General features: G+C 39.8%; 26 protein-coding genes and 1 pseudogene. 15 read left to right on the forward strand and 12 right to left on the reverse strand.

The window, feature by feature from the left end:
• Positions 1 to 133: 133 nt before the first annotated feature.
• From ACFQZ9_RS21785 to ACFQZ9_RS21795, 3 genes and pseudogenes are all read right to left on the reverse strand, one after another.
• Complete coding sequence (locus ACFQZ9_RS21785) at positions 134 to 271, reverse strand: YjcZ family sporulation protein (RefSeq protein WP_081810668.1); 138 nt, start codon at positions 269 to 271, stop codon at positions 134 to 136.
• A gap of 36 nt (positions 272 to 307) precedes the next feature.
• A complete protein-coding gene (locus ACFQZ9_RS21790; RefSeq protein WP_310174143.1) occupies positions 308 to 406 on the reverse strand; it encodes a YjcZ family sporulation protein in 99 nt (32 codons plus the stop codon).
• A 264-nt stretch (positions 407 to 670) separates the two neighbouring features.
• A pseudogene (locus tag ACFQZ9_RS21795) lies at positions 671 to 1,591 on the reverse strand (zinc-binding dehydrogenase); the annotation flags it as partial.
• 313 nt (positions 1,592 to 1,904) lie between these two features.
• Between ACFQZ9_RS21795 and ACFQZ9_RS21800 the strand changes: the two are divergent.
• A complete protein-coding gene (locus ACFQZ9_RS21800) occupies positions 1,905 to 2,366 on the forward strand; it encodes a hypothetical protein (protein ID WP_198311466.1) in 462 nt (153 codons plus the stop codon).
• 489 nt (positions 2,367 to 2,855) lie between these two features.
• Entirely contained in the window at positions 2,856 to 4,103 is a 1,248-nt protein-coding gene (locus ACFQZ9_RS21805) for a cation:dicarboxylate symporter family transporter (RefSeq protein WP_198311467.1), read from the forward strand.
• 32 nt (positions 4,104 to 4,135) lie between these two features.
• Here ACFQZ9_RS21805 and ACFQZ9_RS21810 read toward each other — a convergent pair whose 3' ends face one another.
• Positions 4,136 to 4,546: a vWA domain-containing protein gene (locus ACFQZ9_RS21810; RefSeq protein WP_498945367.1), complete on the reverse strand. Its 411-nt coding sequence runs from the start codon at positions 4,544 to 4,546 to the stop codon at positions 4,136 to 4,138.
• 263 nt (positions 4,547 to 4,809) lie between these two features.
• Here ACFQZ9_RS21810 and ACFQZ9_RS21815 point away from each other — a divergent pair, with 263 nt between their 5' ends.
• Complete coding sequence (locus tag ACFQZ9_RS21815) at positions 4,810 to 5,001, forward strand: hypothetical protein (RefSeq protein WP_498945369.1); 192 nt, start codon at positions 4,810 to 4,812, stop codon at positions 4,999 to 5,001.
• Positions 5,002 to 5,396: 395 nt separating this feature from the next.
• Entirely contained in the window at positions 5,397 to 6,641 is a 1,245-nt protein-coding gene (locus ACFQZ9_RS21820; protein WP_498945371.1) for an MFS transporter, read from the forward strand.
• A gap of 45 nt (positions 6,642 to 6,686) precedes the next feature.
• On the opposite strand, the gene ACFQZ9_RS21825 is transcribed toward ACFQZ9_RS21820, so the two are convergent.
• From ACFQZ9_RS21825 to ACFQZ9_RS21840, 4 genes are all read right to left on the reverse strand, one after another.
• Positions 6,687 to 7,160 (reverse strand): hypothetical protein, encoded by a 474-nt coding sequence (locus ACFQZ9_RS21825; RefSeq protein WP_498945373.1) that lies wholly within the window; start codon positions 7,158 to 7,160, stop codon positions 6,687 to 6,689.
• An 88-nt stretch (positions 7,161 to 7,248) separates the two neighbouring features.
• The gene (locus ACFQZ9_RS21830) at positions 7,249 to 8,346 is read right to left on the reverse strand and encodes an acetyl-CoA C-acyltransferase (RefSeq protein WP_498945827.1); all 1,098 of its coding nucleotides are present in this window, start codon (positions 8,344 to 8,346) and stop codon (positions 7,249 to 7,251) included.
• Positions 8,342 to 9,805 (reverse strand): AMP-binding protein, encoded by a 1,464-nt coding sequence (locus ACFQZ9_RS21835; protein ID WP_498945375.1) that lies wholly within the window; start codon positions 9,803 to 9,805, stop codon positions 8,342 to 8,344. Before ACFQZ9_RS21835 ends, ACFQZ9_RS21830 begins: the two co-directional genes overlap by 5 nt.
• 90 nt (positions 9,806 to 9,895) lie before the next feature.
• Positions 9,896 to 10,459, reverse strand: a complete 564-nt coding sequence (locus tag ACFQZ9_RS21840) for a biotin transporter BioY (RefSeq protein WP_026573046.1) — start codon at positions 10,457 to 10,459, stop codon at positions 9,896 to 9,898.
• Positions 10,460 to 10,706: 247 nt separating this feature from the next.
• Between ACFQZ9_RS21840 and ACFQZ9_RS21845 the strand changes: the two genes are divergently transcribed.
• The 3 genes from ACFQZ9_RS21845 (at position 10,707) to ACFQZ9_RS21855 (ending at position 13,855) form a co-directional block, all read left to right on the forward strand.
• Positions 10,707 to 12,338, forward strand: a complete 1,632-nt coding sequence (locus ACFQZ9_RS21845; RefSeq protein ID WP_498945376.1) for a M4 family metallopeptidase — start codon at positions 10,707 to 10,709, stop codon at positions 12,336 to 12,338.
• Between the two features lie 107 nt (positions 12,339 to 12,445).
• Positions 12,446 to 13,705, forward strand: coding sequence for a helix-turn-helix domain-containing protein (locus tag ACFQZ9_RS21850; protein WP_498945378.1), 1,260 nt, complete (start codon positions 12,446 to 12,448; stop codon positions 13,703 to 13,705).
• Between the two features lie 12 nt (positions 13,706 to 13,717).
• Positions 13,718 to 13,855: a hypothetical protein gene (locus tag ACFQZ9_RS21855; protein WP_155925483.1), complete on the forward strand. Its 138-nt coding sequence runs from the start codon at positions 13,718 to 13,720 to the stop codon at positions 13,853 to 13,855.
• Positions 13,856 to 14,147: 292 nt separating this feature from the next.
• Here ACFQZ9_RS21855 and ACFQZ9_RS21860 read toward each other — a convergent pair whose 3' ends face one another.
• Positions 14,148 to 15,503, reverse strand: coding sequence for an MFS transporter (locus ACFQZ9_RS21860; protein ID WP_498945380.1), 1,356 nt, complete (start codon positions 15,501 to 15,503; stop codon positions 14,148 to 14,150).
• Between the two features lie 252 nt (positions 15,504 to 15,755).
• Positions 15,756 to 16,535: an IclR family transcriptional regulator gene (locus ACFQZ9_RS21865; protein WP_498945382.1), complete on the reverse strand. Its 780-nt coding sequence runs from the start codon at positions 16,533 to 16,535 to the stop codon at positions 15,756 to 15,758.
• Between the two features lie 182 nt (positions 16,536 to 16,717).
• Here ACFQZ9_RS21865 and ACFQZ9_RS21870 point away from each other — a divergent pair, with 182 nt between their 5' ends.
• The 8 genes from ACFQZ9_RS21870 to ACFQZ9_RS21905 all read left to right on the forward strand — a co-directional run bounded on the left by ACFQZ9_RS21870 (position 16,718) and on the right by ACFQZ9_RS21905 (position 22,407).
• Entirely contained in the window at positions 16,718 to 16,972 is a 255-nt protein-coding gene (locus ACFQZ9_RS21870; protein WP_498945384.1) for a YciI family protein, read from the forward strand.
• Between the two features lie 17 nt (positions 16,973 to 16,989).
• On the forward strand, positions 16,990 to 17,226 hold the full coding sequence (locus ACFQZ9_RS21875; RefSeq protein WP_498945386.1) for a hypothetical protein: 237 nt from the start codon (positions 16,990 to 16,992) through the stop codon (positions 17,224 to 17,226).
• A 267-nt stretch (positions 17,227 to 17,493) separates the two neighbouring features.
• Positions 17,494 to 17,724: a hypothetical protein gene (locus tag ACFQZ9_RS21880; protein ID WP_498945388.1), complete on the forward strand. Its 231-nt coding sequence runs from the start codon at positions 17,494 to 17,496 to the stop codon at positions 17,722 to 17,724.
• Positions 17,725 to 17,854: 130 nt separating this feature from the next.
• Positions 17,855 to 18,571, forward strand: a complete 717-nt coding sequence (locus tag ACFQZ9_RS21885) for an MBL fold metallo-hydrolase (protein ID WP_498945390.1) — start codon at positions 17,855 to 17,857, stop codon at positions 18,569 to 18,571.
• 4 nt (positions 18,572 to 18,575) lie between these two features.
• Positions 18,576 to 19,142, forward strand: coding sequence for a TetR-like C-terminal domain-containing protein (locus ACFQZ9_RS21890; protein WP_498945391.1), 567 nt, complete (start codon positions 18,576 to 18,578; stop codon positions 19,140 to 19,142).
• 310 nt (positions 19,143 to 19,452) lie between these two features.
• Positions 19,453 to 20,817: an arsenic transporter gene (locus ACFQZ9_RS21895; RefSeq protein WP_498945392.1), complete on the forward strand. Its 1,365-nt coding sequence runs from the start codon at positions 19,453 to 19,455 to the stop codon at positions 20,815 to 20,817.
• A 27-nt stretch (positions 20,818 to 20,844) separates the two neighbouring features.
• Complete coding sequence (locus tag ACFQZ9_RS21900; RefSeq protein WP_198311481.1) at positions 20,845 to 21,519, forward strand: YwrJ family protein; 675 nt, start codon at positions 20,845 to 20,847, stop codon at positions 21,517 to 21,519.
• Between the two features lie 270 nt (positions 21,520 to 21,789).
• Entirely contained in the window at positions 21,790 to 22,407 is a 618-nt protein-coding gene (locus ACFQZ9_RS21905) for an exonuclease domain-containing protein (protein ID WP_498945394.1), read from the forward strand.
• Positions 22,408 to 22,490: 83 nt separating this feature from the next.
• On the opposite strand, the gene ACFQZ9_RS21910 is transcribed toward ACFQZ9_RS21905, so the two are convergent.
• The gene (locus ACFQZ9_RS21910; protein ID WP_198311483.1) at positions 22,491 to 22,919 is read right to left on the reverse strand and encodes a VOC family protein; all 429 of its coding nucleotides are present in this window, start codon (positions 22,917 to 22,919) and stop codon (positions 22,491 to 22,493) included.
• A 232-nt stretch (positions 22,920 to 23,151) separates the two neighbouring features.
• Positions 23,152 to 23,667 carry a DinB family protein gene (locus ACFQZ9_RS21915; protein WP_498945395.1) on the reverse strand — a complete coding sequence of 172 codons (516 nt, stop codon included), beginning with the start codon at positions 23,665 to 23,667 and terminating at the stop codon, positions 23,152 to 23,154.
• Positions 23,668 to 23,706 lie beyond the last annotated feature (39 nt).

Raw genomic sequence — 23,706 nt, forward strand, 5'->3', positions numbered from 1 at the left:
CTGCCGTAAGCGGTTGATCGACTAGGTCTGTATCTGTAAAAAGTTTACGAAAATAGCCTAATAAAAATATAAAAAGCAATGCAAAATTTTTTGCATTGCTTTAACGTGTCTTTTTTTAAATAAACTTTAATTATTAATAGAAGCAAGCTGCTCCAACGATGATTAAAAGAATAAATAATACTACGATTAAGGCAAAGCCTCCAGCACCATAGCCAAATCCGCCGTAACCGCATCCGCCATAACCATAGCCAAATCCACCGTAGCCAAACATAATAATCCCCCTTTCAAGATTAAGTAAATTTACTTCTTAATAGAAGCCACAGCCAATATAGGCAGCTCCTACAATAATAAGGAGGATAAACAATACAACAATCAATGCAAATCCGCCAGCGTATCCATCAGACATCTTATTACACCTCCCGTTTTAGGTACTAACAAAATATGTAATAGATGAAAAGAATGGAAGGGCATATACCTATTTCAAGAAGATGTGAAGAAGCCTAATGAAAAAAAGGGGAATTATTTTATAGGGGAAAACGTCTCAGAAATCAAGGAAGGTATTTTCAATAAAAATCATTGGGGACAAACCTAAATAATCAACTTGAAAATCTGCCCCCAATAAGTATTATGGACAAAAATAGCAGATGATATAAATTTGTCCCCAACACCATCACGGCCGTAAAATCACCTTAATGCAGTCCTCAGTTTTTGTATCAAACACCTCATATCCATGCTTAGCCTGATCCAATGGAAGGATATGGGTGATGATGTCGCTTGGATCAATTTTTCCTCCATTAATCATATCGTAGAGGAACGGCATATACGGAATGACCGGGGCCTGGCCTGTTTTAATATCAACATTCCTCTGGAAAATATCACCGAGAGGAAAGGAGTTGTACCTGCCGCCGTATACCCCTGTAAGCTGAATCGTTCCGCCTTTTCTTACAGCCTGACTTGCAATTACAATTGCACCCATTGAACCACCATGGAGCTTTAACCCAGAAGCAAGAAACTCGAGCGGGGTCATTTTTCCGTCCATTCCAACCGCATCAATCACGATGTCAGCCCCGCCCTTGGTAATTTCGAGCAGGTAATCCCTGACATTTTCATGATCTTCAAAATTAACAATCTCAACCTTGTTCGTCCGTTTTGCATGCTCGAGGCGATATCCAACATAATCAACGGCAATAACCCGTTTGGCTCCTTTTAACCAGGAGAATTTTTGTGCCAACAAACCAACGGGGCCGCAGCCTAGGACAATGACGGTATCTCCTTCCTTTACACCGGCATGATCTACACTCCAGTAGGCGGTTGGTGCTGCATCAGCAAGCAGCACTAATTTTTCGTCTTCGACTTCACAATTATCGGGAATTTTAAAGGGAGTAAAATTTCCGAATGGGACCCGCATATATTCTGCCTGGCCACCGGCATATCCACCCGTGGTTTCAGAATAGCCAAAGAAACCTGAACCTTGGCCATGGGGATTTCCATTGTCACATTGACTTGTCAAATCATGTGTACAATACCAGCAGTGGCCGCAGCTCACATTAAAAGGAATGATGACTCGGTCGCCTTTTTTCAAATTTGTGACTTATGCAAACTCTGCAAATTCCGCTGACAAACGAATATTATCCTTTAAGGATTGATCGTATTTGAGTATCCTTTACAGTTTCTAAGGAAATAGGTGAATAAACATTTACTCATACTGTTGTTTATCTATGCCTGTTTCCATGATCCTAGCATCTTTTGGTATTTCTCTTAGTATTTTTATCTTTATTATAACTATATCTACGAATAAGCACTTGTACTCATAAAAGAGAGGTGAATGGTTCAAAATACAGAATAAGGACTTTTCTGTAATAAAATCTCATTTAAAAAAGTTTAATGGTAAAGTTGGGAAGACAATGGGAAAAAGTGACCGCAAAGTTGAAATGCTTTTTTGGAGTATTGCCCTCCCTGGATTTGGGCAGCTTCTAAATGGTAAATATATAAAAGGGCTATTATTTGTTGGATTAGAATTTTTGATCAATGTCAAAGCCCATTTTAATACGATTATCATGTTAAGTTTTCAAGGGGAAATCGTAAAAGCAATCCAGGAGACGAATTATCAATGGCTAATGTTTTATCCATGTTTATATTTTTTCGCCATGTGGGATGCATGGAAGGATGCTGGAGGTGGGAAGGACCGATATTCGTTTATGCCTTTTGTGTTTGCCGCCTACTTTGTAACGGTTGGCTGTATGTATTCCAATACCTTTAAATTATTTGGGGTTCTATTCGGTCCTGTATGGCTTCCGATTTTGTTTATGATTCCTGGATTATTCATTGGTATGGTCATTCGAAAAATAATCCTCCATTTTTCATAGGATGATTTTTCTGTTTTTATAAAAAAAGAAGCTCGGAATTAGAGCTTCTGTTGTTTGTTGTGGGTAGTTCATCTTATAAAGAAGGTACAGTAACACCTGTTTTTGGTACATGCTTTTAGTTTTTGCTTCATTCGTACTATATTAGAACGGCCAGTCCATCAGGTATGATTGCCAAAACTCTTTAAAAATTCCACTCGAAAAATTTGGCCTTTTGCTCGTATTTCCTATTATAATTCGCGGATATTATTTCAAATTAGGAAAACAATATTCAGCAAACGGAAAGAATTATAATTTATATTAGAATAGCTAATCAAACTTGAACTTTAATTCAACTTCCAGTAATTTTTCATTGCTATAAGGCTGTAATTCCTTTATGCTAGATATTGAAAGCGTTATATTGAAATAATATCTTTCTTCACTCCGGGTTTTAAACATCCTCAAGTTGTATTTCAAAACAGCTTGATTACATTCACAAAAGGGGAGATACAGATGAGGAAAATTAGCTTAGCATGGCAAATTTTCATTGGGTTAGCCTTAGGTATCATTGTCGGTGCCATTTTTTATGGAAACCCGCATGTTGAAACTTATTTGCAGCCAATTGGGAATATCTTCATTCGTTTGATTAAAATGATTGTGATTCCGATTGTTGTCTCAAGCTTAATCGTCGGTGTTGCCGGTACTGGCGATATGAAGTCTTTAGGAAAGCTTGGCGGAAAAACACTTCTTTATTTTGAATTAATTACCACGATTGCGATTGTAGTCGGTCTTTTAGCAGCAAATATATTCCATCCCGGTACAGGCGTAGAAATGTCTCGCTTGACTAAGACCGATATTAATACGTATGTCGAAACTGCGAAAACAACCGAGTCACATTCCATGGTTGACACCTTCGTCAATATTGTTCCGACTAATATCATGCAGTCCCTTGCCAACGGTGATATGCTTGCGATTATTTTCTTCTCCGTTATGTTTGGTCTTGGAGTGGCTGCAATCGGGGAAAAAGGAACTCCTATTGTGAATTTCTTTAAAGGAACGGCTGAGGCCATGTTTTACGTAACAAATCAAGTAATGAAGGTTGCACCGCTTGGTGTTTTTGCCTTAATTGGAGTAACGGTTTCTAAATTTGGTTTAAGCTCTTTAATTCCACTTGGAAAACTTGTTATTGTCGTTTATGGTGCAATGTTCTTCTTTATTCTGGTTGTGTTGGGACTAGTGGCAAAACTTGTTGGAATTAATATCTTTAAATTCCTAAAGTATTTAAAAGACGAACTGATGTTAGGATATTCAACAGCAAGTTCGGAAACCGTTTTACCGAAAATCATGGAAAAAATGGAGAGGCTCGGATGTCCAAAGGCAATTACATCGTTTGTTATTCCAACCGGATATTCCTTTAACCTCGATGGTTCAACACTGTACCAAGCGATTGCAGCACTATTCCTTGCGCAAATGTATGGTATTCACATGAGTATTGGCCATCAAATCACGTTAGTTTTAGTGTTAATGGTCACTTCAAAAGGTATTGCCGGGGTTCCTGGAGTATCGTTTGTTGTTTTACTTGCAACCTTAGGAACGGTTGGGATCCCTGTTGAGGGTCTTGCCTTTATTGCTGGTATTGACCGGATCCTAGACATGGCGCGGACAGCCGTAAACGTTGTCGGAAACTCCTTGGCTGCGATTGTCATTACAAAATGGGAAGGCCACAAACTGGATGAATCAAGCGAAGAGCAAGTAGCGTAAATAAAAAAGGTGCCTCAGGCACCTTTTTTATTTTAAGCAATTTTTATGGCTTTCCCAAAAGGGACTTTTGGCAAAAATACATCTGGGACCAGCCAATAAAGCTCATAATCCACATTTGTGATTTCTTCATAAATATAACCGGTTACGTCGGTTATGTAGAATAAGGTGTCAATATTCTCCTTATCTGCCCATTCTAAAACATCTGTATAAGAGGCTTTTCCATGTGTATGATATTTGATGGTGTCTGATTTAACAGGGGTAATGCTGCGTATTTTGAAATCGGCTTGAACGAGAAGGGTATCGGGCTTAACAGTTTCGAATAACTTAACTATGTTATTAATTAGAATTGTTTGTACTTCAACGGATGAGGTATCAACTGCAAGAGCGATTTTTTTATCTTCTTTTTTTTGAATCATCGATAAAAGTCTCATATGCCATTTCAACTAAACCAACTCCCTTTTATTATGAGCAGCAGTTTTTAGTTTGCTTTTTCAGCGAAGAAAATATGTTGGTTAATGCTTCTAGCTTTTTTTTATTATAATTATAAAAAAGAGGAATTTGTACAAGTTGGGGATTAGCCATTTCATTTTTATAATTTCTACATATTTATATATAAAAATTATAATTTTGGGGGTGATGATGGTGCAAGGAAGAAAGAAACGAAAAAGTCTGTTTCCAATCTGTATTTTCCCGGAATATAGATGGTGTGGCCCAGGATGCAGCGGTCCTGGTGCACCAATTAATGATGTTGATTACTGCTGCTATAGGCATGACACCTGCCTCGATTACGGAATATCCCCCTGCCAATGTGATTATGAATTCATGGAATGCCTGCGCTATAAAAGAAATCCACAAACCCAAAAAGGAAGAAACGCAAATCTCATGTATGAATTTATGAAAATGAAAACATCACTTACCTGTGGAGGGTATAGAAGATACAGATAGTTTTTTGTGATTGGCTGAACTCTTTGTAGATGCCCAGTATGTTTTTAGTGTCAATAGTACCCTTCCTTAAAGTGAGTCTTCTCTTACCATTTAATTACAAATTTTTCTTGATTATTCACTCAAATTAAAGTAGTATTAACTTACTATTTATGAAAAGGGTGACCATTAAGCCGATGAACTACTAATCCTATTGTAAGAAAAAAATTCGTATCAACGAAAATATTTCTGGATAGGATTAGTGCGGACTTTTTTACATAAGTTATGGGGGAGTACAGGGAAATTTAGTGTACTATGCCCATTTGTGTATGTTTTGCCTCCTGTCCAGGTTAGGAATATGGAGGTTTTTTTATGGAAAAAACAAAATCAGATATCACTGTCGGAGCGTTGTTTCGAAACCGGGTTATTCGTACCATTCTCTTATCCGTATTTTTCCTGCAAATTGGTATCTGGGTACGTAACTATTCAATTTTACTATATGTCATTGAACGAACTCATGAAAATCCAGTAGCCGTTTCGCTTATTTCTGTAGCGGAATTTGCCCCAATCTTTCTGTTTTCCTTTATTGGCGGAACCTTTGCAGACCGCTGGCGTCCAAAGCGGACCATGATTTGGTGCGATTTTCTCAGCGCGTTGTCGATTTTTGTTGTCCTGTTGACACTTTTTTTCGGAAGCTGGAAGGTCATTTTCTTTGCGACCCTTGTTTCATCGATTCTATCGCAGTTTTCACAACCATCCGGAATGAAGCTATTCAAGATACATGTCAAAGAAGAACTGATCCAAATGGGGATGTCGATGTACCAAACGGTATTCGCTTTGTTTATGATTCTCGGTCCAATTATTGGAACCTTTGTGTTTCAGCATTACGGCATTAATGCCGCAATCGCCATCATGGGAATTGCGTTCCTATTGTCTGCAGCCATTTTATTCATGCTGCCTCCTGATAAAGAGAGTGAAGAAAATCAAGAGAAGACCACGCTTCTAAATGAAATGAAAGCAGGATTCCGTTATGTTTGGAACAGTCGTGCATTAACATTGCTTGGCGGATGTTTTGCTGCTGCAGGCTTAGGGTTAGGGCTTACCCAGCCATTAGCTGTTTTCCTTGTTACCGAACGTCTTGGGCTACCAAAAGAACAGCTGCAATGGCTGATGGCTGCTTTTGGAATAGGGATGATTTTAGGAGGAGGCCTGACAATTGGTCTTGCGAAAAAGACCCCGCCGCAAATCCTGCTTGCGCTTGGTATGTCCGTATGTGCAATCGGATTCTTCGTAATGGGGGTATCAGATCAATTATGGCTGACTTTGACAGCCCAATTTATCAGCGGACTCTTCATGCCGTGCATTCATATCGGGATTAATACGATGATTTTGCAAAATACTGAGGCTGCTTTTATCGGAAGGGTTAATGGGATCTTAAACCCAATGTTTATGGGAACGATGGTAATTTCCATGAGTGCGAGCGGATGGTTGAAAAAAGCATTTTCGCTTCTAACCATGTATGAAGCGTCAGCCCTGTTATTTATTGTAGGGGTACTGGCCTTAGTTCCTTTATTTAAGCGCTCTTCCTCGGTATTAAAAGGAACGGAAGAAATGTAATTTGGCTGTAACAAACAGAGCTTGGAAACCCAAGCTCTGTTTTATTTAGGTTTTCCCTAGAGCGTTCTTTTCCAAGGAACGTACCCACTTATAATAACCTAGTAAAATAAGCAGCAAAAAGGGATCAATAATGGCTGCATACCAGAGTTTCCACCAACCATAATGAAAATATCCCCAGGGTTCCGGCAGAAGGGCTACTAATTCGTATAATAAAATGGCAATCACAAAAGAGAATATATAAACAGCTTTCTTTAGGAGATTGGCCGTATAGGGAAACCAATTTAGAAAAATCATATTAACTGGCGGGACTAAAAATATATGTGGAATTAGTCCAGACCAATCGACTTCTTTACCAAAATACCAATAGGCATGGAATTTGAATTCAATGATGGTGTCAAAAAGGCTTTGAAAGGAAACTGTAAAGACCCAGATATGAACAATCAGATTGGCAGTAAGAATTTTATTTGTTTTAAAGGCAGTAAGGTTAAACACTATAATGGCAATAATAAGTCCAATCATGAAATTTTCCTTTTTAAGATAATTTACCCATAGTGTTCGTTATTTTATTCACGCCGTTAGTACAAAATAAGCCAGGCAGCTGCCTGACTTATCTTTTCACAACTTCAAATAATACGGCAACTCCAACACCACCGCCGCTGCCAATCGCGGCCACAGCAAAACGAGCATTTTTCTTTCGTTGTACTTCATAGAACAGCCTCGTAACCAAAATGGCACCCGATGCTCCGTAAGGGTGACCGATGGTTAAGGCGCCGCCGGATACATTTAGTTTTTCGTACGGGATTGAAAGTTCCTGCGCGCACGCGGCAATTTTTGAAGCGAAAGCCTCGTTGATTTCAAAGAGATCAATCTCTTCAATGGTCAGTCCATTTCTTTTTAGCAATGTTTGGATGGCTGGAATTGGTGCTGCTCCGGGATAGTGGGGGTGTAACCCTGCCGCCTGGCTATCAACGAAGCGGAGAACCGGTTTGTATCCAAGATGAAGTGCAGTTGACTCCTCCATTACGACTACGGCAGCTACCCCGTCATGAATCCCGCAGCTGTTTGCAGCGGTCACGGTCCCATTTTTTACAAATATCGGTTTTGCCCGTTTTAGCAGTGCGCTCATGTTTCGCTCCTTACTGAATTCCTCATCCCCGCTATGCCTTTCAACCGCGATGATTTCTTCTGTAAAAAAACCTTTTTTATAAGCCTCCCAGCTGCGATGATAGCTCAACAAGGCGTATTCATCCTGTGTTTCCTTACTGATTCCAAATTTTTGAGCGACATATTCAGCCGCAACCCCCATATCTGGGTCACCGATGTGGTCAGGTGAGAAGCGGGCTCTTTTTGGAAAAAGAGAGGTGCTTGGGCTTTCGACACCACCGGCTAGATAGCATTGGCCTGCACCACCTTGGATATAATAGGAAGCCATGCGAATCGCTTCGAGACCGGCACTGCATTGGCGATCTAGGGTTACACCGGGGACCTGAAGTGGAAGGCCTGCTGATAAGGCTGAAAGCCGGGCAATATTTCCTCCGGGCCCTGTCACATTTCCTAAAAGACAATCGTCAATCTGATCCTCGATACCTCTTGCTAAGTGCTGAAGCAAGGGAGCAGCCAGCTCATGGGGCTGTAGGGATTGAAATATTCCATTTTGCTTACCGATGGGGGTTCGCTTTGCTTGGACAATGACTGCTTTTTTAATGGTTGTTCACCTTGCTTTCGACCAATTCGATTACTTGCCTGCGGGCAATTTTTCCGCCGCTTGTATAGGGCATTTCATCGACGAATACCCATTTTCGCGGGATTTTAAAAGAAGCAAGTTTTTCCTTGCACAATCTTTGAAGTTCCAATTTTGTGGCAGAGCCTTTGACCACTGCGGTTACGATTTGTCCCCAGTAAGGGTCACTTACTCCAATAACGGCTACTTCCTCCACTTCATGATGTAAGGAAAGTACTTTTTCAATTTCTTCCGGGAAAATATTGATGCCGCCATAGAGAATCATGTTCTTTTCCCGGCCGTCAATATAAAGGTATCCTTCTTCATCCAAATAGCCCATGTCATGAACGGTAAGCCAATCATGCTCTGCTTGAACTGTGCTTTGATCGGGCTCCAGGTATCCACTGAAAATCATTTTACTTTTCACATAAATCTTTCCTGTTTGATTCGGCTTTGCCAGCTTAGAATCCTGCAGGCGGATTTCAATTTTTACATTATGGCAGGGCCTGCCGACAGAACCCGGTTTTCTCTCCATTTCCTGATCGGATAATACGGTTACAAAGCTTAGCTCGCTTGCCCCGTAAAACTCATACAGGGTGAGGTTTGGAAACTGGCTGCGGACCTGGTGCTTGGAATGCTCCTCCCATTTAGCCCCGGAGGAAAGAATTTTTAGTGGCCTTTCGATGGTACATTCCGCCTGAAAAAGGGAGGAAATCATCGTCGGGACGACATAGATGACGTTAATCGGAGCTGTCTCAATCCACCTCAAGGCCTGGGATGGGATATATTTTTCAAGCAAATAGACGGTTCCACTAAGATACAGTGTGCTGATTGCGCCATAGAGGAAATGGGAATGAATCAGCGCCCCAGGGATTAAGACGTGGTCATTCTTATTCATCTGAAAATCAACTTGGTTGCAGGCAAAGCTTGCAACCCACGAGTTATGTGAGCGAATAAATGCTTTCGGATTACCTGTCGTACCGGAAGTGAATCCCATGTAAAAGGGAAGTTCCCCGTTAGAATGTATGGTTTCCGGGGCAGATCCCCGCTGAATTTCCTCCAGGCATTCTTCCCAAATGATAACTTTAGTAGGGGAATGGAGGTTTTTTACGGAAGCACTCCTGGTTTTTGTCGTTATAACAAGCGAAGCCCTAGAAAGAGCAAGCCGATTATCTACCTCTGATTCGGTCCATTTTATATCAAAGGGGACTGCCGTCCAACCTGCTGCAGCTGCCCCTGTAAACAGCTGCAGAAAAGGAATCCCATTCGGAAGCAAAATCGCAACCGTTTTATTGAGAGAATGGAAGGATCCAAACCAATTCGCTGTTCGACAAACCCGTTCATACCACTCCTGATATGTAATCCTCTCCCCAGCCGTTAAAATCGCTGTTTTCATTGGAAACTTCTTTGCATGATTTGCATATAAGTCAGTAATCGAACCCATCTATTTTCTCCTCTCAGATGAATTCGACAAATTTCGGGTGGTGACAGGCACCGCCCGAAATTTGTCGAATGATAATAAAAAGAGACACCGTTATAGTGTCTCCGCATTTTTATGCAGGTTTCGTTTTATAGCCGGTGATTTAGCTAGTCTGTATACGAGGTAGGATGCTAGGGTTGCTTTTAGGATGTCTCCCGGAATATAGACTAGGCTGGTGATGATGGCGTCGGTTAGTTTAATGTGCATGATGAAGGCTTGGACTGGAATGCCGATTATGTACATCATGAGTATTCCAACAGTTAGGTTGATGAATAGGATTCTTCCAAGACGCAGTTTGCTGAAACGAGAGATGAGATAGCCGAGGCACAATGCGGTAATCGGCCAGGAAATTAAATATCCGGCGCTTGGTCCTAAGAATACGGCAAAACCCCCACGTCCCCCAGACAATAGCGGTGCACCCGCTGCAACGAGTAAAAGAAAAATAATCATACTCCAGGCCCCGCGTTTTGCGCCTAATACACCGCCGGCAAGCAGAACACCAAACGTTTGGAGCGTGATGGGAACTGGTGTAAACGAGAGCATGATTGGCGGGACAAAGCCTAAAGCTCCCATAAAGGCTGCTAATAAAGCAACATATGTAATGTCTAAAAGTTTCATATTCCATCTCCTCATATTTAACTATAGATTCATATCTTTTTCAATTTTTATTGTAAAAGCGTCAGGAATATATGTCAACTTAATTTTATAATTAGTTAACATATTAAAATAAAACATTGGGAAAATCACTTTAATTTTTCAAAAATATTGATAGATTTTGAGTGTTGTTTCCCAATCTTCGCCTGCTTTTTCCCATGGTATAATTATTTAGAAAATTATAAATTATTTTTCAGGAGGTCTAAAGTAGATGAAAAAGCGTACTTCACTTGTTCTTGCCCTCGGTCTAACAGTAGGAGCAGTCATGCCATTTACTGCTGCTGCACAAGCCAAAACACCTTATAATGTGATGGCTGCAAAGGAAGTTCAGTTCAATAAGGATGCAAAGGTGACCTGGAAAAAGGGACAAGCTGTTCCAACCTTTGTTCATGGAAAACTATCAACTAAGGGTCATAAAGACAAGGAAGCTATTAAACAATTTATTAAAGAGAATAAACAAATCTATCAATTAGATTCGGATAAAGATCTTACATTACTGAATATTCAAACCGATGAAATTGGCAGCACACATTATGATTTTGTTCAATCGGTTCAAGGCATTCCTGTCGACGGTGCAGCTTTTAAGGTTCATACTGATAAAAACGGAATTGTAACCGCTGTCAATGGGGATGTATTTCCAGAAGCGCCCGGTTATTTTAAAGGAAAGCTGAAAGCACAACTTTCAAAGGATGTAGCGCTTGCGTATGCGTGGAAATCAATCAATCTGACAAAAGAGCAAACCCTAATTGATGCAGAGGCTGGCCCTAGAGGAGAAAAAGAGCGGGGGCTAGTCGAAAAAAGCAAGCAAGTGATTTATAAAAAAGGGAATGACTTCTATCACGCCTACAAAATCAATCTTCAATTTATTCAGCCGTATCCGGCCAACTGGGTCGTTTATGTGGATGCAAACAATGGAAAGATCCTAGATTCATATAATGCAGTGGCTGAAGGAACAGGTGTTGGTGTTTTAGGTGACACAAAAACCATTAATACCTATTATTCGGGAGGAACTTATTATTTGTACGATACCACGAAACCGATGAGTGGTGTGATTGAAACAAGAACAGCAGCCAATAGAACACGTTTACCAGGTAACTATTCGGTTGACGCTGACAATAATTTTAATTCGACCTCCCAGCGTGCAGATGTAGATGCTCACTATTATGCCGGCGTTGTTTACGACTATTATAAAAATAATTTTAACCGTAACAGCTTTGATAACAATGGCGCAACCATTCGTTCATCGGTCCACTATAGTAAAAATTACAACAATGCCTTCTGGAATGGCTCGCAGATGGTGTATGGGGATGGCGATGGGACAACCTTTACCTCTTTATCTGGTTCACTGGATGTCGTTGGTCATGAGCTAACCCATGCAGTTACTGAACGAACAGCCGGATTAGAGTACCAATATCAATCAGGAGCCCTCAATGAGTCGATTTCCGATACGTTCGGAGTTTTTATGGATCGCGGCGATTACTTAATTGGGGAGGACGTTTACACACCGCAGAAGTCAGGAGATGCTCTAAGAAGCTTATCCAACCCGACACTCTACGGTCAGCCGGATAATATGAGCGGCTATGTGAACACAACCTCTGACAATGGCGGGGTACATACAAACAGTGGCATTCCAAACAAAGCCGCCTATTTAACGATTCAGCAGGTCGGATTCGATACGGCTCAAAAAATTTATTATCGTGCCCTAACTGTTTATCTATCACCTAAGAGCAACTTTAGCGATGCCCGCGCCTCTCTACTTGCTGCAGCAGCAGACCTTTACGGATCAGGCAGCACTCAATATAGTGCAGTAGCATCTGCTTGGTCACAGGTAGGAGTCTATTAAAAATAGCACTGGTAGGACTGGTAATAATTTGCCAGTCCTACTTGACTTATTAGTTTGTAAAAATTAGAATATTCTTAATATAATTGGAGGTGCAGGGAGCGAGGAATTTGATCGGAGAACGGATTCGCTATTTTAGAAAAATGAAAAATATCACGCAAAAACAGCTGGCAGAGGGCATTTGTGCCATCTCCTATCTTTCAAAAATTGAGAGTGGAACAGCTGCTGCGAGTGAAGAAGTTATTCGTTTGCTCTGTGAAAGACTGGAACTCGGTGATGGAACGTTAGATGAAGGCTTTGATGGGGACTTGTTGAAAAAAATTGATCAATTTAAATTAGCAGTAAAGAACAAACAATTTCCGGAAGCTGAAAAAATGAATGAGTCCTTAAAGGAAGCCATAAAAAAGAGTCAATCACAGCAGGTTCATATGAAGTATGATACCTATCTGTTTGGCCTTTATGTTTTTTCAGGAAAAACCGAACATTCCAGAACCTTGCTCGAAAAAATTCAAAAATACCCGGAGCTTTTACAGGACAGGCCGCATCTTCGTTTTGACTACTATTATTTTTTAAGCATCTATTATTATCTTCAAGAACAATTTCAAAAAGCGATGGTTTGCAATGAGAATATGATTCTTTTGTTTAATCTTCCCGAAGTGACAGAGGTAGAAAAAGGAAGAATCTATTATAACCAAGCCCTTGCCTGTACGAGTATCTATCAATATTTTCAATCGATTCTTTTAACTCAAAAGGCCTTAGAATCTTTCCGCAGGGAATTTGATAATGAAAGCAGTCTAAAATCACTTATTTTATTAGGGGTCAACCATCGACGCGTTCATAATTACAATGAATCGGAACGATTTTTAAAAAAGGCTTTGCAATTATCGCAAAAATTAAAGGATGATCACTCGACTTCAATCATTTACCACAATTTGGGTTATTTATATTCCAGTATGAATCGTTCCGAGGAGGCACTTCAAAATTTCCAGGCAGCTCTCGATTCAAAAGGCATTATTGACCATGAGCTTTTAGGTACGTATTACTTAGTGGCAAAGGAATATATGAATCTTGGAAATAAGCAGGAGGCAAGAGTATGGTGCGGTCGAGCACTTTCAAAGCTTAAAACTGTGCCAATTGATGAATACCATTACCATATCCATTTGCAAAATTTTGAGATTGAGCAAGTGGAAAACAGCCAATATGAAGAATTACTTCTAGAAGCGATCCGCTATTTTGAACAGGTGCAATTATATCATTATGTTACGGAATGCTCGGAAAAACTGGCGAACTATTATTTTAAAGATACAAAGTATAAAAAAGCGAGTGAATATTATCGTTTAGCCAATGACGCACGTAAGAAAATTAACTAAAGGGGAATGTATATGTTAAAAAAATTAATCTTGGTGACCGTGATCATCGGGGCATTTCTTGCCGGTGCATTAAAGGTATCTTCAAGCCATGATACAGCACATGACATCCTGCCAAAAGTGATTTACTCACAAGGAAATGAAACTTTGTAATCGGAATTATGACGCAAAACCTTGCCGGTGTTGAGCAAGGTTTTTTATTATGCAAAAAAAAAGAGATTGGTGTAATCCACCAATCAAAATTATGGGAAGTTTTTGGACTTTTAGGTTCCAAAACCTTAATTAAGTTACTCTTATCTTAAAACATACATGTGTAGAACTAAGGGAGAAGTTGTGTGGAAGTTGTGAAGATTCCTTCACTGAGAAATGATTGCAGCAACAAGCGCCAATTTTAGCCAAAGTTAAACTTCTAACTTAGGGCTTAAGGCGCTAATTTTTTAGCGGGTTATCCTACATCAACCTGGCTTTTAATCGATTCTACATTGCTATCCATTTCATTCGTATACGCATTTTTAACAGGTACAACCGCAAGGGCAATGGCTGCAATTAATCCAGGGATAGCAAATGCTATGAAATTTAAATGAATCGGTAATGAAATCGACAAAAGGAATCCGCCTAAAAGTGGTCCAGCCATACCGCCAATCCTGCCAATACCAGAAGCCATTCCTAAAGCAGTGGACCTGACATATGGTGGATAGTACTGAGAAACATAGGCTTGGACAATATTTTGGGAACCGATGGTCGCAGCACCCGCAATCGCTACTAATAGGTAGATTAAAAATGTACTCCCGCCAAAACCTAGTAATGTTAAAGCAATTGCTCCAGAGGCGTACATCGGAACAAGCATCTTTTTGGAACCGTATTGATCACAAAGTCGACCAATAATAAGTGTTCCGATAATGGCACCGCCTTGAAGTGCAATCAGGAAGCCCAGACTTGAATTTAGTCCATAGCCTGCTTCGATCATTAATTTAGGAAGCCAAGTATTTAAACCGTAAACCATCAATAAACAACTGAAAAATGCAACCCAAAACATAACAGTACTTACTGCTCGTTTTTCTTTAAATAATCCAATAATCGGAACCTTTGTTTCTTGTGTCTTTACTTCTACGATTTCATCATGCAAATGAAACGTGGACCCAGGATTTACTTTAGCAAGAGTTGCGATTAATATTTCTTTCTTGCCAGTGCGAATAAGGTGACTTGCTGTTTCAGGCAATTGCTTATGCATAAAGGGTAAAAGAAGTAGAGGCAGTCCCGCAAACCAAAAAATGGCCTCCCAGCCAAACTTAGGCATTAAAAAGATTCCTAATAGCGGAGCAAGAATCCCCCCGACTGAATAGCCGCATAATACGATGGATACAATCATACTTCTCATTTTTTTAGGTGCATAATCCGTTAATAAAGCAATGACATTCGGCATAATCCCGCCAAGTCCTAATCCAGCTAAAAAGCGAAAGGTAGAGAAAACAGTTGGTGTTTGTGCGAATCCGCAAAGAAATGTAAATAAGCTAAACAAAAGGAGGGTAATGGTAATAACATTTTTTCTTCCAATCCGATCGGCAAGTGTTCCGAACAGGATAGCACCGAACATCATACCAAATAATCCATAGGTTCCTATAGCTCCGGCTTCAACAGGAGTAAGATTCCATTTTTCAATTAGGGTCGGTACGACGGTTCCATATACAACAAGATCATATCCATCAAACGAAATGATGAAGAAACTCCATAAAAGTAGGATTAGATGAAAGCGGTTAAATTTACTACTCGCGATAACCTCTGTTGAATTAATCTTTGCCAAATTTTTTCCCCCTATTTTCAAAAAAGTTAGATGACAACGCTTACGAAATTATAAAAATTTATTAGTTAACGATTAAACACCACCTCCACTGTACCAATAGTGAAAAATGTTCTCTATTTATGGATTATAAACAACATTTGAATGATTTTCAATATGGAAATTTTAATATTAATTATTTTCTGTAAATTAAAAGGGCCAAAATATCTTATAATAAAACAAAAAAAGCGGGGATTCCCCGCTTTTTATCAATACCTAATTATTTAATTTCTCTAGAGAATTATATCCGAAAGTGCCGGATATTTCTTTGCTGATTTGGACTAAATATTGACTTAGATCATCCTCTTCATGATCAGGTATGAACTGAGAAAAACCTACAATTGTTACGGCTCCAAGCAGTCTCTTTTTATAGTTAAATACAGGGAAACTAACGGAGGATACGGATGAAACCAACGGTTCCCTTGCAAAGGATATTTCTTTTTCTTGGATTATGTAACGTTCTTCTTCAAGCTGACGAACTTTTTCTGGTGAAAGTTGCATGAACTCCTTTGTTTTCCAATCATGAATCATTTGCCCATCCATAAAGGCCATGAATATTTTTCCGGTTGAGGAATGAATAGGGAGGAAAGTTCCTATCTGAGCTCCAATATTATAGCCACGATTAATGTTAATATCTTTAACAATCATCGGGCCATTGTGTGTCCAGCTAGAATATAGAACCGTACTCGAACTTTTCTCGTTAATATCTTGCAGAAAAGGTGTGATCCGTTCGACAACATTTTCGTGATCCGCAGCTGCCATTCCGTATTCGATTAACTTACTTCCCAACACATATTCCCCCGTATCCTTGCTTCGATACAGGATGCCTAATTGTGTGAACGTATTTAAGTATTTATATAGATTACTTTTCGTAATTTGTGTTAAATCCTGGATATCTGTAAATTTTAACGGCCTTCCTTGTTTGGAGATTAAATCCACAATACCCATTCCGATTTGTAATGATTGAATTGTCGTTCCTTTTTTCGTTACTTCCATAATGATCCTCCTACAGAGCTCTATTACCCTATATTAGCATAGCGGTTAATGATATCCCACAGGCAAACAAAAGTTCAATTATCAGAAAGTATTTTCTATTAATAATATTGACAATGTCATTAATACATTATATAAATAGGGAACGGTGGTATCTAATTAGATAAATAAAATGAGGTGAAGAAATGAAAAAATATTTAGTTTTGATTGAGAGAAAACCTTCCTTCACAGGCGATTACATTCAAGTTCACCGGGAATTTTTACAGAGTTTGCGGGAACAGCAATTGTTAATCATCGCTGGCGGATTCGAAGACCAAACGGGTGGAGCTTATGTTGTGACTGCTGATTCCTTAGAAGAAGCCAAAAGTCTTGTAAACAAAGATCCTATGAATCAAGAAAATGAATCTGTTTACACTGTTAAGGAATGGAATGCAAACTAAAATAAGAGCTTCAATACTTGGCGCAGGGAGGATGCCAAGCATTAGATGATGCTTCTTATTTAGCTGACATGCTTAAGGTTTATGGGGATAACTTTGAGCAGGCATTTGCAGCTTATCAGGAAGAACGAATTCCGCGTACAGCAAAGGTACAAAAAAATGCATGTACATGGGAAGAAATTATCCATGCAGAGAATCCAGTTTCCTTTTTGCTCTGCAACAAACATTTAGAGAAAAAAAGAAACAAAAGAATTTGAAATGATTGACTGGTTATATGGATATAAAAAACTTCCTGTTAAAAATTAAAGTTTCTTTTATATAGAAAAAAAGAAGGAGTGCTTTCCTATAAGGATAGCGCTCCTTTTCACATTTAAAAGTGTTGCCTCTTAAAATTTTTAAGCAGGATGTTTTGCTTTTGTAAGCCTCCGGACTATTGCTTTTAAACGCTGTTGGAATATAATTGCATTAGGGATGTCACAATTTTGTTAGAATTTTATACCTTGAAAATTATGGAGGGGAATGTATTGATTCGTGCAGCAGTTGCAGGGGTTCTTGGTTTTATTTTAATGTTTCTAGAATCACTGATTGTCATGTATTTAAAAGGGTATCAAACGATTGAATTCGATGGTATGACTCCATTTATCAACGTCTGGGCGATGAATTTCTTCTTTGTATTTGCCATCCTGACACAAGTGACAAATTGGTATCAAAATAGAAATGTTCTTGGAGAAGGTAATGAAGATAATAGTTTATAAATTTTAGACCTCACTTTGGATGGAATTCCGAAAGTGAGGTTTTTTTATAATTTTTTTCATTATACCCTTGATAAAACTAATATTATTAGTTATTGTAAAACTAATAACATTAGTTAAGGGGATGATCATAATGAGAATGATCAAAAACGATTTTTTGTATCAAGTAACGTTCATGGCCAAGGTTTTTCCTGTGAATTGCTATTTGGTGGAGGAGGAAGAGGGCTTAACCCTTGTCGATGCGGCTCTTTCCTTTAGTGCAAAGGGGATTCTTCAAGCAGCGAATCGAATTGGCAAGCCGATTACTAAAATTGTTTTAACCCATGCCCATGAGGATCACGTTGGAGCGCTTGATATAATCAAAGCAGAATTTCCAGATGTCCCAGTGTATATTTCAGTAAGGGATCACCGATTAATGAATGGCGACCGTTCGCTGGATCAACATGAAGACCCTACCCCAATTAAAGGCGGCGTTCCGAAAAATTTACAAACACGGGCCAATGTATTATTGAAAGATGGAGATCAGGTTGGTTCTTTGACCGCAATCGCATCACCAGGACATACGCCCGGGTCGATGTCCTTTTTAGATAAAAGAACCAATGCGTTAATTGCAGGGGATGCATTCCAAACAAGAGGGGGCGTCGCGGTCGCAGGAGATCTAAAGCCTTGGTTTCCTTTCCCTGCTTTTGGAACGTGGAGTAAATCAACATCATTAGCAAGTGCAAAGAAATTAGCGGGGTTCCGACCAGCACTGCTTGCTGTCGGGCATGGAGAAATGATCGAGAATCCTGTAGAAGCAATGGAACAAGCTATTGGGAATTTTGAGAGAAAAGTAAGAAAAGGAGCATAAGCAAATGTCACCCAGACCGAAAGTAGGACTTGATTTAACAACGATTCTTGAAGCGGCAGGGGAAATCGCTGACCAACATGGATCAGTAGAGGTCACCTTGGCGAATCTGGCAAAAAAATTAAATATCCGGCCGCCTTCCCTGTATAACCATTTTGATGGGCTGCTGGGACTACGGAAGGAACTCGCCATTTATGGGCTAAATCAGCTTTATGGCGATTTGGCTGAGGCGGCGATTGGAGTATCGGGGGATAAAGCTGTCATTGCATTAAGTAAAGCATATGTTCAGTTTGCCAGAAGACACCCCGGAGTTTATGAAGCAACATTAATGGCTCCAGACCCGGATGATGAGGAAGTTCAACAGACAGGAGCGAAAATCGTCGAGCTTACTCTCCGGGTGCTACAGGCTTATGATTTAGAGGGAGACCGGGCAATTCATGCCGTAAGGGGCTTACGCAGCATCCTCCACGGCTTTTCTTCATTAGAACAAAGAGGAGGCTTTAAAATGGCATTGAATGCAGATGAAAGCCTGCTTATCATAATAAGGGCCTTCCTCGCTGGAATGGAGGATTAATTCTTCGTTTAAGTGTCCATTACACACGGACAAATTGGGCAAAAAGTCCACGAACGGTGACAGGCACCATGTGAATTCTTCACATGGTGCCTGTCACTTTTTGTTTGGACAAACGTTTATGGTGTCTTGCGGATTTGTCGAAATAACGGGTATAAACCCAAGCTTGTCTTTATCGTGATACATATACATAAAGTACATCCTGGCTGTAGGGATAGATGGAAGGGGGGGACAATAGCGTAGTATTCATCCGAGGAGGGAGGTCGTCTCATGAAACATCATGAATTACGAACTAGTTTGAAAGGGGAAAGACATGTTTCTTCAACCGAATGTTTGGATGACCATTCTCACATTTGTCGTTACACTGGTTTTCATTCTCTGGAGGCCTAAGGGAATCAACGAAGCGATTCCGGCCACGATTGGCGCGATCCTTGTGTTATTAAGCGGAAGTGTCACACTTTCCGACCTTGGAATCATCACCGAAACAATCAGTGGTGCCGCGATTACAATTATGGCCACGATCGTCATGGCGATTGTTCTCGAGAGCTTTGGATTTTTCCACTGGGTGGCGGAGAAGCTCGCTGCCAAAGCAAAGGGTTCCGGAATTCGTTTATTCTGGTACGTCAACCTTTTATGTTTTCTCATGACACTTTTTTTCAACAATGATGGAAGTATCCTAATTACCACCCCTATTCTAGTCATGTTACTCAATAATATGGGGTTAAAAAATCACCAAAAGATTCCTTATTTACTTTCTGGAGGCTTGATTGCGACTGCATCGAGTGCGCCGATTGGGGTAAGTAATATTGTGAATCTAATTGCGTTAAAAATCGTTGATATGTCGTTATATATGCATACCGCGATGATGTTTGTCCCAGCCACACTTGGACTGCTATTTCTCGTAGGGCTGCTGTTTCTAAGATTTTATAAAATCCTGCCAAAGACTGTCCCGACAAAAGTTACAGGGCTGTCATTTCCATCCTATCATCCACTAAAACCGGGGCCGTTATATAAAACGGAAAAGCAGCGCTCCCGTTTTATGCGAAACGTTCTTTTATTCGTGTTTGCTGTCCGAGTCAGCTTATTTGTCGCTTCGTTCTTTTCCATTCCCGTCTCAGTAATGGCTGTTTTTGGCTCACTTGTTCTCTTGGGCTGGAGATGGATGTATTTAAAGGTGTCCCCTACCGATATGTTGAAAAAGACACCTTGGTATATCATCATTTTTGCATTTAGCATGTATGTGATCATTTACGGTCTCCATAATATTGGCTTAACCGAATGGCTGGTTGGATTTATGCGCCCGATTGTCTCCGGAAGTCTGCTGCATGCAAGTGTTATGATGGGCGTGCTTTTATCGGTCCTCTCCAATATCTTCAATAACCATCCTGCCTTAATGGTAGGAACTTTAACATTAACCAATATGGGATTGGACACGCTTACTTTGAAAGTTTCCTATCTTGCGAATGTCATTGGCAGTGATATGGGATCCTTGCTGCTCCCAATGGGAACCTTGGCGACGTTGATGTGGATGCATATCATCAGAAAAGGAAAAGTGCGAATCACATGGTGGGAGTATGTAAAAATCACAGGTGTCGTCATTCCTCCTGCTGTATTATTCACATTAGTAGTCCTATATTATTGGGTTTCGTGGATTTTTGGAGGAGCACTTCAATCATAATCGTCAGTAGGAAAAAGGAGGATCATTATGAATGATTTTAATGAATTATTAGGAAAAAGTATCGAAGTTGAAATTTCCGGAGGCTGTTTCCATATTGGGGTTCTTGTCGATTCCGGGCTGGACATCATTGTGATCTATGATGGCAGAACACAATCCTTCCTCTACATTCCAGTTGTTCATATTCAGAGATTAAAAGAAATCATGATCGAGGAGTATGATTTTGAAGGCCCCCCTTCAGAAAAACCTATTGAAATCGATACACAATCCATCTCTTTTCGTAAAACATTAAACAATGCAAAAGGACGGTTTGTACAGGTTTATGTGACTGGTAACAAATCCATCCATGGTTATTTAACCAGTATTATGAATGACTACTTTGTCTTTCATTCGCCCGCTTACAAAACGATGTTTATTTCCATGCAGCATGTAAAGTGGCTGATTCCATATCCTGAAAATGCTACGCCATATAATTTAAGTAAAGAAAGTATTCCGCTAATGCCCGCAGCTGCTCCTTTGGCCAGGACCTTTGAAGAACAGATGAAAAAATTAGAAAACCAAATGGTTATTTTAGATGGCGGTGACCATCCGGAAAAAATCGGCCTGCTTCAAAAGGTTCGAAATAACAAAATGACGATTGTTACAGCGGAAAGGGAAACGGTGTATCGGAACTTAGAGCATATCAAAACGATTCAATTGCCGTAATGGAAAGAAGACTTCTGAGCATTTGCTTATTAAGGCGGAAAACAGCAAAAAATAATCCATCTTCTGTTAAACAGACAAGATGGATCAATAAATAATTCCGAATTTACAATCTGTCCGTGGCATATGGGTGCCACGGACTTTCACCATGTATTTACTATTAAGATATGTTTTTTTCAATCACTTGGTTCCCACTGTCTTTTCTTTGCTTAATTTGGAAATAGGAAGGTAAGATAGGCTTTGTTATAATAGGGATAAGATTACAGATAAAAGGTGATAAATTTGCACAGTATCCAAAAATTAGGATTGTTAGTCGATGTAGAAACAACTGGTTTAGGACCTACTACAGATGAAGTGATTGAACTTGCTTTAAAATTATTTTCTTATCGGGATGATACTGGAGAGATTTTGGATGTTCTTGAGGAAGATTCTTTTTTGCGTGAGCCGTTGTCCAGTACCGCTCTGAACAATTATGAGCGGGCCTTTAGGGTTCATGGTATCCCCTACGATTCCGTCAGAGGGAAAAGCTTTTATGATGAGAAAATAAAAACCTATTTCCACCGTGCAGACTCCATTTTAGCCCATAACGCCTCTTTTGACCGCAGTTTTTTGGTTAGGATGTACCCAGAGGTGAATGACCAGAAATGGTATTGCACGATGCGGAATATTCCTTGGAAAAACTATGGCTTCGCAAATGGAAAGCTTTTAACACTTTTACAATCGCATAATATCACTAATTACCAAACACATAGAGCAATGGACGATATTACATACTTGATGGAACTGCTCAAGAAAACAAGTCCTAATGGGAATCTCTATTTACAGGAAGTCCTTGAATTTGGACCAATGCGGAAATATCAGCCCGCTGCAGCCAAGAGGAAAATGGGGTAAGTGGGTTAGATATTCTAAACAAGAAAGTCCCCTTTTTGGCAGGGGACTTTCTTGTTTTTTATGTATCACTAGATGCGATTTTTTTAATGTTGTTTGCCTTCCGTGAAGATTTGGAAGTGGACACCAAACTTGTCGATTACATTGCCGTATGCAGGACTAAAAAAAGTTTCTTGGAGCGGCATGGTCACCTGACCGTTGTCCGATAAAGCATCAAAGAATTTTTTTGCTTGTTCCGCATTGTCGGTTGTAACGCAGATTGTAACCTGTGATCCGCTTTGATGCGGCTGACCAGGAAACGTATCAGAAAACATTAGTTCCGTTTCACCAACTTTTATTGTTGCATGTGAGACCAGATCCTTTGCTTCCGCAGGAAGAGGAAAGTCCGGGTTTTCCGGCATTTCACCAAAAGATTGTGTAAAGAGAACTTGGGCATCCAATGCGTTCTGATAAAATTGGATTGCTTCTTTTGCATTACCATTCATCACTAAATAAGGAATTAAACGTACGGTCATTAATCAATCATCTCCCGGTTTATTCATATTTTTTTATTTTGCTATGAGCAAAGATTAGTTCATTGATTTTTATCAAAGCAATGAAGAAACACAAATCCTATTATTGCCCATAAATAAATTATATAATCTAGAACAAATGTTCGCAACGAAAAAATAATAAATAATAAAAAAACTTGAAAATGAGTGTGTCCACTACACACGGACAAATTTAGCCATTTGTCCACGAACGGTGTCAGGCACCGTATCTTTCTTTTACGATTTTTTTGTGGTGGATGGCGTGGCCGGCGATGATGTAGGCGATGGCACGAGTGGTGATGGGCATGTTGTTGGCAAATCCGTTATTTTCCCACGCTGTTTCTGTCATATTTTGAATGAGACTGATGGTGGCTCTTCGTGTTGCTATAAAATCGTCAAGAATATTTTTTAATGGCAGCCTCTCAATTTGTGCGCCTTTTATATAATCATTCTCATCAAATCCGGCTAAAGAAGTCTCGTCACCTCGGCCCACTCGCAGCAGGCGGTAGCTCATGATTCTCTCCGTATCTGTTATATGACAAAGTACTTCTTTTAGGCTCCATTTGTTTTCAGCATACCGAAAATAACTATCTTCCTCGGAAATCCCTGCGAAAAGAGCGATTGTTTCTTGGAGATCATCTTTTAGCACCTGCAAAAGTTCACCTTCAGGAACTAACTGAATATAAGGTTGATAATAAGCTGGAAATTCATTTTCATTTGGTCGCTGCAACATATTAAAACTCTCCCTTCCCATTTGTTTCAAAAATCAATT

Source organism: Neobacillus sp. GCM10027624, assembly GCF_042675345.1.
Taxonomy (GTDB): Bacteria; Bacillota; Bacilli; order Bacillales; family Cytobacillaceae; genus Neobacillus; species Neobacillus cucumis_D.

What these genes read in the sequence shown, in the direction of transcription:
- ACFQZ9_RS21785 (WP_081810668.1), bottom strand. Translation starts at nt 271, where the DNA reads ATGTTTGGCTACGGTGGATTTGGCTATGGTTATGGCGGATGCGGTTAC.
- ACFQZ9_RS21790 (WP_310174143.1), bottom strand. Translation starts at nt 406, where the DNA reads ATGTCTGATGGATACGCTGGCGGATTTGCATTGATTGTTGTATTGTTT.
- ACFQZ9_RS21800 (WP_198311466.1), top strand. Translation starts at nt 1,905, where the DNA reads ATGGGAAAAAGTGACCGCAAAGTTGAAATGCTTTTTTGGAGTATTGCC.
- ACFQZ9_RS21805 (WP_198311467.1), top strand. Translation starts at nt 2,856, where the DNA reads ATGAGGAAAATTAGCTTAGCATGGCAAATTTTCATTGGGTTAGCCTTA.
- ACFQZ9_RS21820 (WP_498945371.1), top strand. Translation starts at nt 5,397, where the DNA reads ATGGAAAAAACAAAATCAGATATCACTGTCGGAGCGTTGTTTCGAAAC.
- ACFQZ9_RS21825 (WP_498945373.1), bottom strand. Translation starts at nt 7,160, where the DNA reads ATGATTGGACTTATTATTGCCATTATAGTGTTTAACCTTACTGCCTTT.
- ACFQZ9_RS21835 (WP_498945375.1), bottom strand. Translation starts at nt 9,805, where the DNA reads ATGGGTTCGATTACTGACTTATATGCAAATCATGCAAAGAAGTTTCCA.
- ACFQZ9_RS21840 (WP_026573046.1), bottom strand. Translation starts at nt 10,459, where the DNA reads ATGAAACTTTTAGACATTACATATGTTGCTTTATTAGCAGCCTTTATG.
- ACFQZ9_RS21845 (WP_498945376.1), top strand. Translation starts at nt 10,707, where the DNA reads ATGAAAAAGCGTACTTCACTTGTTCTTGCCCTCGGTCTAACAGTAGGA.
- ACFQZ9_RS21855 (WP_155925483.1), top strand. Translation starts at nt 13,718, where the DNA reads ATGTTAAAAAAATTAATCTTGGTGACCGTGATCATCGGGGCATTTCTT.
- ACFQZ9_RS21865 (WP_498945382.1), bottom strand. Translation starts at nt 16,535, where the DNA reads ATGGAAGTAACGAAAAAAGGAACGACAATTCAATCATTACAAATCGGA.
- ACFQZ9_RS21870 (WP_498945384.1), top strand. Translation starts at nt 16,718, where the DNA reads ATGAAAAAATATTTAGTTTTGATTGAGAGAAAACCTTCCTTCACAGGC.
- ACFQZ9_RS21885 (WP_498945390.1), top strand. Translation starts at nt 17,855, where the DNA reads ATGAGAATGATCAAAAACGATTTTTTGTATCAAGTAACGTTCATGGCC.
- ACFQZ9_RS21890 (WP_498945391.1), top strand. Translation starts at nt 18,576, where the DNA reads ATGTCACCCAGACCGAAAGTAGGACTTGATTTAACAACGATTCTTGAA.
- ACFQZ9_RS21895 (WP_498945392.1), top strand. Translation starts at nt 19,453, where the DNA reads ATGTTTCTTCAACCGAATGTTTGGATGACCATTCTCACATTTGTCGTT.
- ACFQZ9_RS21900 (WP_198311481.1), top strand. Translation starts at nt 20,845, where the DNA reads ATGAATGATTTTAATGAATTATTAGGAAAAAGTATCGAAGTTGAAATT.
- ACFQZ9_RS21910 (WP_198311483.1), bottom strand. Translation starts at nt 22,919, where the DNA reads ATGACCGTACGTTTAATTCCTTATTTAGTGATGAATGGTAATGCAAAA.
- ACFQZ9_RS21915 (WP_498945395.1), bottom strand. Translation starts at nt 23,667, where the DNA reads ATGTTGCAGCGACCAAATGAAAATGAATTTCCAGCTTATTATCAACCT.